The organism is Segniliparus rugosus ATCC BAA-974 (assembly GCF_000185725.2).
In the GTDB taxonomy this organism is placed as follows: Bacteria; Actinomycetota; Actinomycetes; order Mycobacteriales; family Mycobacteriaceae; genus Segniliparus; species Segniliparus rugosus.
The window spans coordinates 1,173,516-1,186,009 of sequence record NZ_KI391953.1 but is presented as its reverse complement, the minus strand read 5'-3'; the positions used below and the strand labels follow the sequence as shown (position 1 = coordinate 1,186,009).

General features: G+C 65.9%; 14 protein-coding genes and 1 tRNA gene. 7 read left to right on the top strand and 8 right to left on the bottom strand.

The features are described from left to right. Positions 1–116: 116 nt before the first annotated feature. From HMPREF9336_RS05845 to HMPREF9336_RS05830, 4 genes are all read left to right on the top strand, one after another. Positions 117–626 (top strand): hypothetical protein, encoded by a 510-nt coding sequence (locus HMPREF9336_RS05845; protein ID WP_021030183.1) that lies wholly within the window; start codon positions 117–119, stop codon positions 624–626. A gap of 46 nt (positions 627–672) precedes the next feature. Beyond that, entirely contained in the window at positions 673–1,203 is a 531-nt protein-coding gene (locus tag HMPREF9336_RS05840) for a tRNA adenosine deaminase-associated protein (protein WP_007469931.1), read from the top strand. Between the two features lie 35 nt (positions 1,204–1,238). Then, entirely contained in the window at positions 1,239–1,700 is a 462-nt protein-coding gene (locus tag HMPREF9336_RS05835; RefSeq protein WP_051357282.1) for a nucleoside deaminase, read from the top strand. A 307-nt stretch (positions 1,701–2,007) separates the two neighbouring features. Next, positions 2,008–2,096: transfer RNA gene (locus HMPREF9336_RS05830), tRNA-Ser, on the top strand. A 57-nt stretch (positions 2,097–2,153) separates the two neighbouring features. Here HMPREF9336_RS05830 and HMPREF9336_RS05825 read toward each other — a convergent pair. Further along, complete coding sequence (locus tag HMPREF9336_RS05825; RefSeq protein WP_007469925.1) at positions 2,154–3,074, bottom strand: metal-dependent hydrolase; 921 nt, start codon at positions 3,072–3,074, stop codon at positions 2,154–2,156. A 218-nt stretch (positions 3,075–3,292) separates the two neighbouring features. On the opposite strand from HMPREF9336_RS05825, the gene HMPREF9336_RS05820 reads away from it, so the two are divergent. Then, positions 3,293–3,841 carry a hypothetical protein gene (locus HMPREF9336_RS05820; protein ID WP_007469923.1) on the top strand — a complete coding sequence of 183 codons (549 nt, stop codon included), beginning with the start codon at positions 3,293–3,295 and terminating at the stop codon, positions 3,839–3,841. Between the two features lie 33 nt (positions 3,842–3,874). Then, positions 3,875–4,885, top strand: a complete 1,011-nt coding sequence (locus HMPREF9336_RS05815) for a malate dehydrogenase (RefSeq protein WP_007469921.1) — start codon at positions 3,875–3,877, stop codon at positions 4,883–4,885. Between the two features lie 73 nt (positions 4,886–4,958). On the opposite strand, the gene glnA is transcribed toward HMPREF9336_RS05815, so the two are convergent. Both glnA and HMPREF9336_RS05805 read right to left on the bottom strand, forming a co-directional pair. Beyond that, the gene (glnA, locus tag HMPREF9336_RS05810; protein WP_007469919.1) at positions 4,959–6,299 is read right to left on the bottom strand and encodes a type I glutamate--ammonia ligase; all 1,341 of its coding nucleotides are present in this window, start codon (positions 6,297–6,299) and stop codon (positions 4,959–4,961) included. A 188-nt stretch (positions 6,300–6,487) separates the two neighbouring features. Then, the gene (locus HMPREF9336_RS05805; RefSeq protein WP_084206620.1) at positions 6,488–8,113 is read right to left on the bottom strand and encodes an alpha/beta hydrolase; all 1,626 of its coding nucleotides are present in this window, start codon (positions 8,111–8,113) and stop codon (positions 6,488–6,490) included. A 170-nt stretch (positions 8,114–8,283) separates the two neighbouring features. Between HMPREF9336_RS05805 and panB the strand changes: the two genes are divergently transcribed. Next, a complete protein-coding gene (gene panB, locus HMPREF9336_RS05800; RefSeq protein WP_007469917.1) occupies positions 8,284–9,111 on the top strand; it encodes a 3-methyl-2-oxobutanoate hydroxymethyltransferase in 828 nt (275 codons plus the stop codon). Positions 9,112–9,438: 327 nt separating this feature from the next. On the opposite strand, the gene HMPREF9336_RS05795 is transcribed toward panB, so the two are convergent. From HMPREF9336_RS05795 to HMPREF9336_RS05775, 5 genes are all read right to left on the bottom strand, one after another. Beyond that, positions 9,439–9,972, bottom strand: coding sequence for a hypothetical protein (locus HMPREF9336_RS05795; protein WP_007469916.1), 534 nt, complete (start codon positions 9,970–9,972; stop codon positions 9,439–9,441). A gap of 124 nt (positions 9,973–10,096) precedes the next feature. Further along, on the bottom strand, positions 10,097–10,930 hold the full coding sequence (locus HMPREF9336_RS18910; protein WP_244431596.1) for an alpha/beta hydrolase: 834 nt from the start codon (positions 10,928–10,930) through the stop codon (positions 10,097–10,099). A gap of 14 nt (positions 10,931–10,944) precedes the next feature. Next, positions 10,945–11,922, bottom strand: a complete 978-nt coding sequence (locus HMPREF9336_RS18905; protein WP_021030180.1) for a hypothetical protein — start codon at positions 11,920–11,922, stop codon at positions 10,945–10,947. Beyond that, positions 11,919–12,212 (bottom strand): hypothetical protein, encoded by a 294-nt coding sequence (locus HMPREF9336_RS05780; protein WP_007469913.1) that lies wholly within the window; start codon positions 12,210–12,212, stop codon positions 11,919–11,921. The genes HMPREF9336_RS18905 and HMPREF9336_RS05780 overlap by 4 nt, the downstream gene beginning before the upstream one ends. Next, positions 12,209–12,490 carry a hypothetical protein gene (locus HMPREF9336_RS05775; protein ID WP_007469912.1) on the bottom strand — a complete coding sequence of 94 codons (282 nt, stop codon included), beginning with the start codon at positions 12,488–12,490 and terminating at the stop codon, positions 12,209–12,211. Before HMPREF9336_RS05775 ends, HMPREF9336_RS05780 begins: the two co-directional genes overlap by 4 nt. Positions 12,491–12,494 lie beyond the last annotated feature (4 nt).

The following is a 12,494-nucleotide window of genomic DNA, read 5'->3' as shown; positions in this document are numbered from 1 at the left end:
CGGACCCGCGCTCCGCGCGCACGGCTTCAAAGGCACGGCCCCCCTACTGGGAACGATGGTTTCCGAACGGCGATTTGGCCTGGGTCTGGGTCCAGTCCAGAGCCACGATCACCACCATGATCTACGGCGGATTGGTGTACACGGTGAACTGGGCCTATCTCACCGCGCCCGATATCGCATGGCGAAGACAAACGTTCTCGTCGCCGATCAAACGATTCCATGGCCACTGCGGCATCGTCGACGGACGCATCCCCGCGCTCCGATACCCTGCTGATGCGGACACAGATCGGCAGTGGCGGCGGATCACGACCGCGAACGAGGCGGCTCGCGCGATGACCGATGTCGTCGAGCAGTTCGAAGACGACGTTTGGCCGTCGATTCTCAAACTGAACGATCCGAGCACCTGCCTGCGGGAAGCCGAACGAACCAGGCATCATGTCTTCCCGCATCCGACGCTGCGCCTCCAACTCGCAGCGACGGGCGCGCTCCCCGATTTCGACCAAACCGCCGCAGAGTACCTCGCCGCAAGCGACGAGCGTTCCGCCGAGAACAATCAGCGCTACGTCGCGTTCCTGCGCGCCTGGGTCGAGGACCGACGCGCCAGATCCCGGATTGATGAAAACTGACGACGCGAATAGGCGTTCCACAGGCAGCCCGACTACCGTAGACTCCATGTCGTCACAAGAGGCACACGGGCTCGTCGGAGTCGGGGTCGCGGTCCTACGCGAAGAGGGGCATTGGCGGGTGCTCGAGCTTTCCCCCAAGGTGCTCGCGAGCCTGGAGCAGGCCGAACGCGAATTGCGCGAGCTGCGCAGCACCAGCGCGGTGTTCGGACTGATCAATGTGGACGACGAGTTCTTCGTCATCGTCCGGCCAGGGCCTGGCGGATCGCGGCTGCTCCTCTCCGACGCGACAGCGGCGCTCGACTACGACCTCGCCGCCGACGTGCTCGACGAGCTGCATGTGGAGATCCCCGATCCGGACGAACTCGACGACGACGAGGAGCCATGGGCCGAAGGCGATTTCGCGATCCTCGAAGACCTCGGCCTTTCCGAATCCGTGCTCAGCCTCATCGTCTCCGAGTCCGACGAGCTCTACGCCGACGAGCAGATCACCGCGCTCGCCCGCCAGCTCGGCTTCGAAGAAGAACTCGCCGACCTTGAACGAAAGTCCAAGGGAGCCGACAAGCGCCCCCGCGCGTGAGCGAAGCCCCCGACCACGACCCCGATATCGCGCTGATGCGCGCGGCTCTGGCCGCCGCGTCCGCCGCAGGCGAGCTGGACGTGCCGGTCGGAGCAGTTGTGTTCGGGCCCGACGGCGCGGAGCTGGCCCGTGCCGCGAACGCGAGGGAGGCGCTCGGAGATCCCACCGCGCACGCGGAGATCCTCGCGCTGCGGCAAGCCGCCGCCGTGCTCGGCGACGGTTGGCGGCTGGTCGGATGCACGTTGGCGGTCACGTTGGAGCCGTGCACGATGTGCGCCGGCGCGGCCGTGAACGCGCGGATCGGTCGGATCGTCTTCGGCGCACGGGAGCCGAAGACCGGCGCGGTCGGCTCGTTGTGGGACGTGGTGACCGACCCCCGTCTCAACCACCGCCCCTTGGTGCGCCCCGGAGTCCTTGAGCCAGAGTGCGCAGAGCTCACCAGAAGCTTTTTCCGCAAGCTCCGCGCCCAACGGTCCACGCCAGAGCAATGTCGGTGACATAGGCCATAGCCACTGCCCTGGCATTGCCCTCGCGCTCCGAGCGCCTTGGGCGGAGCCGGCAAAGACCTCGCCCGGCTCGTCGCGAAGCGCGCGCTCCGGGAGGACGCGTGCTTGCCGCTCAGCAGGTTCCTCAGGAAACGACCGCAGGGCAAGGACTGCGCCTGGTCAATCCGGTGACGGTTGGCCCGAGCAAGATCGGCCCGCGCTCCTGGGGCGTTCGGACGGACTGCATCGTCGCCGAAGCCCGGAAGGGCTCCGAACCGGTTTGGACAACCCCCACCACGTCGTGTAGAGTCCACCGCTTGGTGGCGTGTCCGAGCGGCCTAAGGAGCACGCCTCGAAAGCGTGTGAGGCTAACCCCCTCCGAGGGTTCAAATCCCTCCGCCACCGCCACTTTCAAGCGAGAAAGCTCCGCCCAGATCTGGGCGGAGCTTTCTCGCTTTGCGTGCCTCATGAGGAGAGCGCGCGTGCGGCGGGGGACGTGGCCAGGTAGGCGACGGCCTGCGCGGTGTTCCCTTCCTTCTCCGGCGTGTACCGGGGGTTGAACAAGCGCACCGCTGAGCCGAGCAAGGTGCGGATGCGGGGCGAGGCGCCCCGCTTGCCCGATTTGTGCAGCTGCCAGATCAGCCTGGGGTAGCCGAGGTTGGGCAGGCTCGGGTCTTGGCGGACCATGAATTTCAGCCCGCGCAACAAAAGCGCGTACAGGACGCCGCTGGCGAACAGGCCCAAGAACACGCGCTTGCCGTAGCTGGCCCCGAAGTACTGAGCGGCGTTGAACGCGACGTGCCGATGCTCGACCTCCTCGGCCCCGTGCCAGCGCCACAGGTCGCTCATCACCAGGTCCGCGCCGAGCTCGTCCCACCGGTTGTTGAGCACCCAATCGCCGATCACCGCCGTGAAATGCTCGATCGCCGCGACCAGCACGACCTCCGTGACCACGGCATTGCGCCGGTCGTCCGCGCTCGCGTCGTCAATGACCGAGCTGAGGCGGCCGAACAGCCAGTCGACCTGATTCTGAAAAGGCTCAGGGTCGACCCCGTACTTCTCCAGGAACGCCAGCACCGCCCCGTCGTGGCTCTTGGCGTGCACTCCCTCCTGGCCCATGAAGCCGAGCATTTCCTCGCGCAGCCGCTCGTCTTTGACGTATTCGAGAGCGTCGGTGAAGACTTTGCAGAACCACCGCTCCCCGCCGGGCAAGAAGAGGTTGAGGCCGGTGACCAGGTGCGACGCGTACGGCTCGTCCGGGATCCAGTGCAACGGCGATTGCGAGAAGTCGAACCGCACGTCCCTCGGCCGCAACGCGATCTCATGTGTCGCGAACTCGTCGAACGACGAAGACGCTTCTCCCGATGCCCGCTGCTCTTTCAGCATGGCGCGCTCCTCTCAGGCTCGAGGGCAGATCGTGATCCTGCCCACTCAAGAGAGTTTACATTTCTTCTCGTTTGTATACCACCCCTGGAAGGGAACTCACGGGCCGGCGCTGCGCCCCGACGCTCCTCGCGGCCCGCTCCCGAACGCAGCCCGCAGCTGCCCCCTTCCTCGTATACTGGCCTGGGGCCACATCGAACTCTTCCGAGGAGACAAACAACATGGGCATCCGCGTCCGCGCAGTTTCTGCCGTCCTTGTCGCCGCGACCTCGAGCGGGCTCCTCGCCCCGACCGCCCTCGCCGAGCCGACGCCGCCGCCGTCCGCCCCACAGCCGGCCAAGGTGTCCTGCTCGACGCTCGACCAAGTCCAGGAAAGCCTCGACGACGACATCGACGCGGGGGTCGGCGGCCTGCGCATCGTCATCAGCTCTCCGTACGCCTCCGGATCATCCCAGAAGAACAACGCCGACGACAAGATCAACATGGTCGCCCACGGCGTCACCTATCTCAAGGGCGTCGACGACGACAGCCCAGTTCCTGGCCTCGCCCGCATTTTGGACAAGATGGACCGCGGCGTCGACGACATGCGCAACGCCGTGGACTCGCTCTTCCATTGGAGCCCTGGAACCTGGAACGGCCTCGAGTACCTCCAGCCGTCCATGGGCCTCGCGTTCCCGCAGCAAGGCACCTGGGACACCCTCGACTACGTCGACGAGCAGCAAGAAGCCGCGTCCGACCTCGTCGCCCAGCTCCGGGGCAGCTGCTCCTGACTTCTCGCCGCGTCGGTGCAGTAGCCTCGATGTATGACTCGTGATCTTCCCGAAGACGAACCTCCCGCCGTCGTCACGATCACCGGAGCTGCGGGAAACATCGGTTATGCCTCGGTTTTCCGGATCGCGTCCGGCGCGATGCTCGGTCCGCGCAGACGGATCGCCCTGCGGCTTCTCGAGGTTCCCGCCGCCGTCCGCGCCGCCGAGGGAGTCGCCATGGAGCTCGTGGACGGCGCGTTCGAGCTGCTGGACTCCGTCGAGGTGCACGACGATCCCGCGACCGCCTTCACCGGCGCGAATTTCGCGTTGCTCATCGGCGCCCGGCCGAGGACGCAGGGGATGGAGCGGGCCGACCTGCTCCAGGCGAACGGCGGCATCTTCGGGCCGCAGGGCCGCGCGCTGAACGACGGCGCGGCGGATGACGTCCGAGTGGTCGTCGTTGGCAATCCCGCGAACACGAACGCCTTGATCGCGATGAGCCACGCCCCGGACATCCCCCCGGAGCGGTTCACCGCGCTCACCCGGCTCGACCACAACCGCGCGCTCGCGCAGCTCGCCGCGAAAGCCGGGGCTCCGCTCGCGGAAGTCTCCAGGGTGAGCATCTGGGGGAACCATTCGAGCACGCAATACCCCGATATTTTCCACGCCAGGATCGGGCAGCTCTCCGGCGCTCGGCTCGCCGAGGACCGCGCTTGGCTCACCGAGGAGTTCATCCCCACGGTCGCGAAGCGCGGAGCCGCGATCATCGAGGCGCGCGGGGTCTCCTCTGCGGGTTCCGCCGCCTCCGCCGCCATCGACCACATCCGCGATTGGGCGCTCGGACACGAGTGGGGCGAGAACTGGACCTCGGTCGCGCTCCCCTCCCCCGGAGCCTACGGCGTGCCGGAGGGCCTGGTGAGCTCCTTCCCGGCGCGCTCGGTCGGCGGGGAATGGCGGATCGTGGAAGGCCTGGAGCTTAGCTCGTTCTCCCGCGCGCGGATCGACGCGTCCGTCGCGGAACTCGTCGCCGAACGGGACGCGGTGCGAGCGCTCGGGCTGGTCTAGCCGAGACGGGGAGCCCGCCGGACGCGGTCAGCCGCTCGCGATGGCCCGCAGTCCGAGCCGAGCGGCTGACCGCTCACAGAGCCAAGTAGTTGTGCAGCTCGAACGGGGTGACCTGACGGCTGTAGTCGGCCCACTCGCGCCGCTTGTTGCGCAAGAAGTAGTCGAAGACGTGCTCGCCGAGCGCCTGCGCGACCAGCTCGGAGCCCTCCATCGCGGTGAGCGCCTCGGAAAGCGTCTCCGGCAGCGGGCGGTAGCCCATCGCCTTGCGCTCCGCCACGGACAGCGACCACACGTCGTCCTCGGCCTGGGCGGTCAGCTCGTACCCCTTCTCCACGCCGCGCAGCCCCGCCGCGAGCAGCACCGCGAAGGTCAGATACGGGTTGCAGGAGGAATCGGGGCTGCGCACCTCGATCCGCCGCGAAGACGCCTTGCTCGGCGTGTACATCGGCACTCGGACCAGCGCGGAGCGGTTCGACGCGCCCCAGCAGGCCGCGGTCGGGGCCTCGCCGCCCTGCACAAGGCGCTTGTACGAGTTCACCCACTGGTTCGTGACGGCGCTGATCTCGTTGGCGTGTTCGAGGATACCCGCGATGAACGACTTGCCGATCGGCGAGAGCTGCAGCGGGTCGTCCGGGCTGTGGAACGCGTTCGCCTCCCCCTCGAACAGGCTCATATGCGTGTGCATGGCGGAGCCCGCGTGCTGGGTGAACGGCTTGGGCATGAACGTCGCGCGCACGCCCTCGTGGATCGCCACCTCTTTCACCAGGTAGCGCAACGTCATCACATTGTCGGCCATGGAGAGCGCGTCGGCGTAGCGCAGGTCGATCTCCTGCTGACCCGGAGCGTTCTCGTGGTGGCTGAACTCGACCGAGATCCCCATGAACTCCAGGGCGTGCACCACGTGGCGGCGGAAGTCCGGGGCCGAGTCGTGCACGGCCTGGTCGAAGTAGCCGCCGTCGTCCGCGGGGACCGGCGGGGTCAGCTTCGACGGAGAGTCTTTGAGCAGGAAGAACTCGATCTCCGGGTGCACGTAGCAGGAGAAGCCGAGCTCCAAAGCGCGGTTGAGTTGGCGGCGCAGCACATGGCGGGAGTCCGCCCAGGACGGCGAGCCGTCCGGCATCGCGATATCGCAGAACATCCGCGCGGAGTGGTGCTTGCCGCTGCTCGTGGTCCACGGCAGCACCTGGAACGTGGACGGGTCCGGCTTGGCGACCATGTCCGCCTCGTACACGCGGGAGAAGCCCTCGATGGCCGAACCGTCGAAGCCGATCCCCTCGGCGAAGGCTCCTTCCAGCTCGGCGGGGGCGATGGCCACCGACTTGAGATACCCCAGGACATCGGTGAACCAGAGCCGGACAAAACGGATGTCCCGCTCTTCGAGCGAACGGAGGACAAACTCCTCTTGGCGGTTCATGCGCCCAGCTTAAAGCCTTTTCATGAAGCCCGTGTAACCGGGGCGTGGTTTTCCCAAATCAAGATCACGCACAGCGAAACAACAAAAATTGTGAGGCCTCGCCGCCGCCTCGGCCGGGGAGGCCAGACGGACGGATCGCGCGCCGGCGACGCCGGAGACGGCCGCGCGGGCCCGGCGCCCGCAGACGGCTAGCAGGTGAGACCGTCGGCGGGCGAAACCAGATCGATCAGATACCGCTGCACCGCGCTGTCGATGCACTGGCTCTCGCCCTGGAGGGAGACCGTGTGCTGCGTGCCGTTGTACGTGATGAGCGAAGCTCCGAGCTGTTTGGCCAGCTCCACGCCCGCCTGATACGGCGTGGCCGGGTCGTTGGTGGTGGAGACCACCACGACTTTGGGCAGTCCGGCGGGCGGGCTCGTGATCGTCGGCGCGATGGTCGGCTTGACCGGCCAGAACGCGCACGGGTCGAGCGCCGCGTGCCCGGTGCCGCGCTCGTCGTCCTCGAACGGGGCGGCCTGTCGCCCTTGCACGTCCATCTGGTCGACGACGGACCGGTCGGTGATCGGCGGGTCGTCGACGCACCGCACGGCTCCGTTCGCGTCCTGCTCGTTGCTGTAATGCCCGGTCTTCGCGTCCCGGTCCATGTAAAGGTCCGAGAGCAGCTGCAAGATGTTGCCCGAGCCCGCTTTGAGCTCGGTGAGCCCTTCGCGCAGCGCCACCCACAGCTGCTTGGAGTACAGCGCCTGGATGGTGCCGAGGACCGCGTCCGAGTAGCCGAGGCCGCGCCCGTCGCGGGTGTTGACCGGGTGCTCGATCAGCGGCAGGACGAGGGCGTGGAACTTCGCGTCGGCCTGCGAGGCGTCGTTGCCCAGCGGGCAGTTGTTCTGAGTCGCGCAGTCGGCGGCGAAGATGCGGAACGCGTCCTCGAAGCCCTTCGCCTGGTTGACGATCTTGTCCACCGGGCTCTCGTTGGGATCGAGCGCGCCGTCCAGGACCAACGCCCGCACATGCGTCGGGAAGAGCAGCGCGTAATCAGTGCCGATGCGGGTGCCGTAGGAGTAGCCGACGTAGTTCAGCTTCTCGTCGCCGAGCACCTGGCGCAGCACGTCCATGTCCCGAGCCACGTCCATGGAGTTCACATGGGCGAGGAAGTTCGCCCCCGTGCGCTGCGCGCACTTCTGCGCGTAGTCCCGGTTGCGCGCCTCCGCCCTGGCGATGCCCGCGGGGCTGTAGTCGTTGTCGTTGAGCGCGCGCAACGCGTCCTGCTCTTTGTCGTTCAAGCAGTGCACCGAGGGAGTCGAGTGCCCGATCCCCCTCGGGTCGAAGCCGATCAGGTCGAAACGCTGGGCGATCTCCTTGGTCACCAGCGCCGACGCGGAGCCCGCGACGAACCCGACCCCGGAGCCGCCCGGCCCGCCGGGGTTGAAGAGCAAGGAGCCCACCTTCTGGCCGGAGGCCTTGATCCGGTACACGGCGATCTGCGCGCTCTCGCCCTTCGGGTTCTGGTAGTCCACCGGCACCTTGACCATGGCGCAATCGGTCCTCGGGCTCGGCTTGAAATCAGGCACGTAACCCTGGCAGGAGCCCCAAGCGACCTGCTGCTCGTAGAACGGGCGCAATATTTCCGGCACCTCTGGGGTCGCGACGGACTGCGGAGCCCCGGCCAACGCGAAACCCACAGCAGAAGCCGTCGCCGCGACCGCGGCCACAGCAGCGGCCAATGCCTGCGCCCGATTGCGCTTGACCTTGCCGACAAAGGCGCCGCTCCAGCCCACAACAGATGACACATCTCTCACGGGATGCCATCCTGCCATGTCTTCCTGATAAATGCGCACGCTCCGCCTTGGTTCGTGATCGACTTGTGGCCCCAGAAGCCCGCGCGAGGGTTGCCCCGCCCCGGCATTCGGCGTTACACTGACATCGGCCAGAGCCCAACCCGGGGACCCGCGAAGCGGGCCTCGAGGAATGAAAGGTCCGTATTTCTATGTCTTTTTCTGCTGCGTCGTACGCAACTGAGGACCGGCCCCGCGTGCGGGTCAAGCATTTGCAGGAGATGAAGCACGAGGGCCGCAAATGGTCCATGCTCACCGCCTACGACTACACCACCGCGTCGATCTTCGACGAGGCCGAGATCCCGGTGCTCCTGATCGGAGATTCGGCCGCCAACCTCGTCTACGGCTACGACACCACCGTGCCCGTGGAAGTCGAGGAGCTCCTGCCGCTGGTGCGCGGTGTCGTCCGAGGGGCCAAACACGCGCTCGTCGTCGCCGACCTTCCCTTCGGCAGCTACGAGGCCAGCCCTGCGCAGGCGTTCGAGACCGCCGCCCGGTTCATGAAAGCCGGAGCGGGCGCGGTGAAACTCGAAGGCGGCGAGGACTACGCCGAGCACATCGCGCTGCTCAGCCGCGCCGGGGTCCCCGTGATGGCCCACATCGGCTTCACCCCGCAGCGGGTGAACAGCCTCTCCGGATTCCGCGTGCAGGGCCGGGGCGACGACGCGGAGACGCTCGTCCACGACGCCATCGCGGTCGCCGAAGCAGGCGCGTTCGCCGTGGTCATGGAGATGGTGCCCGCCGAGGTGGCCGCGCAGATCACCGCCAAACTCACGATTCCGACCGTCGGCATCGGAGCCGGGCCGGACTGCGACGCGCAGGTGCTGGTCTGGCAGGACATGGCCGGGCTGACCACGGGGCGCACGGCGAAATTCGTCCGCCGCTTCGCGGAGATCGGCAAAGACCTCGGCCAAGCCGCCCGCGAATACGCCAACGACGTACAACGCGGCGCCTTCCCCGCACCCGAACACTCCTACTGAACACCAGGGCGCACAGCACAACCACCCCACACGCCGCCCCGCGGAGACCGGCAAAGACCACGGCCAAGCCGCCCGCGAAGACGATGGTTTTCGATCAAGGCTTTCGGCAGTTCGACCAAGGGTTCCCCCTCGGGGCGCGTTGCGAGCACCGATCGGACCCGGTGCGCTGCGATGGGGAGCAAGTGAGGCCGAACGCCTCGACAGCCGACGTTCTCAACGGCGGCCACGGCCCGTGGGCGCAAGTGCCTCGCTGCGGTTATTTTTCATTCGAGGATGCGCCATGTCAACACGACAGGCTGACGTGTTCGATTGGGAGTGACGCGCCCATTACCAGTTGAATGCCTTGTGTGGTGTCTCCGGCGCCTCTGATGGTGTCGTGGGCGCCGTGTACTGCGGGCCGTCTCGGGTGATTATCGTGGGCGTGGGCAAGAAGTCGAATCGTGTTCTGTCACCCTTGAAACAAGGTGAGCTACCGGTGAACATCACCGGATATGTCGAGTCTGATTCGATCTTGAACATGTAGCCGTCAGGCGCGGTTCCGAAGTAATTGGGCTTGTTGAAACCCTTGCGCTCCTCGACTCGCCATCCCCAGTTCTTCCATATCTCCCCAACTTTGGCCACCAAATCGAGGGGGTTGGTTCCGGGCGGGGTGATGACAGTGCGCCTATCGTGGTACTTGGCCGGGTCGTCGTTGTTGTTCTCGCTGCCGAAGTCGTCGCATGGGGCCACTGACGCTCCTCCTGAGGCCCCATAGCGAGAGTTGTCGAGAGCATAGCCGTCCGGCAGCTCCCGCAGGGTCTTCACGTAGTAGCGGTACACAGCGTCTTGCGCTTGCTGCCTCGTTGTCGGCATGGGCTCCATCGGTGCTCCTTTCACGTTGGGCGGCGGGCGGTCGTCCGGCCCCGCCAACCCTGTGAGCCTGCCGCAACCTGCCGTAGCGAGCGTGATCGAGAACAGTAATGCTGCCGCTCTCGCCATAGCCTTGCTATCTAGGGGTGACATGGCTGTTGTCTCCGATCAAGATCCTGCCCACGTTCTTCATCGCGGGATTGTCGGGGTCCCAATAACTACTGTGACCGCCAGAGCCTCCGTCCATCTGGTAGGCATCGGCCCATTCGGTCGGGCTGACGCCTAGGCCCACAGAGCCGGTGAGTCCGAAGGCATCCATGATGTCGCCTCCGATATTAGCCACGTCGATGGGATCCCAAGAGCCTTTGCCGACGAAGACTTTGGCCCCGTCCTGCAGCGAAAGGCCGTGGGCGCTGTCGGCGAACGCGCCGGGGCTGGCCAGCAACACGACTGCATCCGCGTCGAGGTGGTTGCCGTGCGTTGCGGCTGCGCCGACCTCTGTTGTGCCGTAAGAATGACCGATCACCGTGTTGTAGGAACGTCCCCCTGCCGCCGCGTCGTCGTGGGAGGCCCTGATGCCGCTCTGGAAATCGTCTAGCGGCTTCGCGCCGTTCAAGGCAGGGTCCGGGTCACCGGCCCACGGCCCTTTGCCTTCGAGGCCGCTTATGGTCATAGGCCGGTCGTAGCTCAGCCACTCTGTCATCGAGAGTTGGCCTTCCCTCAGCTGTCCGTGAGATGCGTCCTTAGCCGAATCGATCATGTCTCGCGCATGCGAGTCATAGGAGCTCATTTGCGTCAGGTCCGAGAAGGTGCCGGGCACGATGGTGCCGTGCTGTAACGCGTGATCAGGGTTGTAGATGGAGATGGCCGCGTGGTCATTTGCGTCGATGAATCCGAGGAATCGGGGCAGCCCGTCTGCCTTCGGGTTATCTTTCGACGGCTGCTGCGACCTGTCGAGGGTGTCGCGCACATTGTGATACCCGTTCACCGCGTTTTGGAGATCTGTGCATTTCGCTTCCCAGTCCGCGTAGTCCTTCTGATACTGGTCGAAAGTCTTCCCTCCGAAGTCAGGGGGGCCGGGGGTGGGTGCTGGCGCAAGTCGTCAAGCTGGTGTTGCTTCTGCTCGGTGATCTCCTGCAGATGCATCTGGTTGTAGTGGTCTCGGCCCCGGCCGTCCTCGGGCGCGAACGGGATGCCGCCATGGTTGCCGATGTCGTGGTAGCGGGCGTAGATGTCGTCCTTCTCTTTGGGGCTGAGCTGTTCCCAAAGGTCGTGGAGCTGCTTGGGGTCGCTCGGAACGGCCATGGTGCCGTCCGCGATAGCAGCGGCCTGCACATGCGCGGTTTTGCTGGGATCGTAAGACTCAAAGGGCCGACCTTTAGAGTCCAAAGCGAGTTTGGAGAGGTCGATGGCTTCTTTGATCTTCCCCGCCCACATGTCGGCCAGCTCTTCGAGCTGTTGGACAAGGTTTTTAAGCCCTATCTCGATGTTCAAGGCCATGATTCGCAACACGTCGAATACCTGCTGGGGGAAGTAGGTCGGCAGAGCCTTGACCTGCACGGTGAAGTCGTCCGCGACAGTGAACGGCTCCCCGCACGGCCACAGCATCCCGTCGCTTGTCTGCAGCGTGATCGCGTCCTTCTCCGCGCCCTCGATGTATTCGAGCGTCGTGCCACGGGAATTGCTGATGTACCCCTCGGCTTGATCCAGCTGGCTCGCCGTGTTGGCCAGGCACGAGTGCAACTCCCCGTAGATCCGCCCAGTGGTCGTGGAGCGGGCTTGTAGCGCGTCGGAAGCTGGCCCTGTCCACTCGTCCCCACCGGCTGGGAAGCGCAGGCGGTGCGGGAATCGGGACTCCTCTGACTCGATCTTCGCCGCACGCGCACGCATGGCTGAAGCAATCTCAGAGAGCGCGGACAGATCCAGCGCTTCCAGGAGCGCGCGGGTGAGCTTGCCGGTCATACGGGAATGTCCACCTGATCGAACGAGGCTTTCGCGGCCTCCTCGGTCATGTCCACCACGTCCGCCGCTGAGACGACCGTGTTCCCGAGCCATTCGAGCTCGTTGCCGAAGCGCCGCAAGAAGTCTTCGTATCCGGTGGCAGCGTCGCTGAGCGCGTCCGACAGCTCAAGGCCCCGCAAACGCTGCGAAGCGGATCGGAGCGAGTCGGGCGTTTGGTCGGACTTCAGCTCTTCCGCCGCCGTCAGAACCTCTCGACCCGCCTGACGCGCCCTCTCAGTATTCAGCTTCACCGCACGCCGCCCTTGCTGACCTTGTACGCCTCCTTCTGACGCTCGATCACCTCGTGCGCCTTCGAACCCTGGTAGACGAGGACTTCGGAGCCGTCTTTGGCGTTGATCCTCTGATCCGGCTCAATAGGCGGCAAGCCCTCCTTGTACGCTTCGGCGCGCTGCTGGCCTAGCGCGATGTCGTCTAGCTCGTCCTCGGCCATGCGGTCCATATAGTCGAACCGCATGGTCTTCGCCCCAACATCCTCACGCCCGTAACGCCCCACTCCGTAGTACGCCATACGG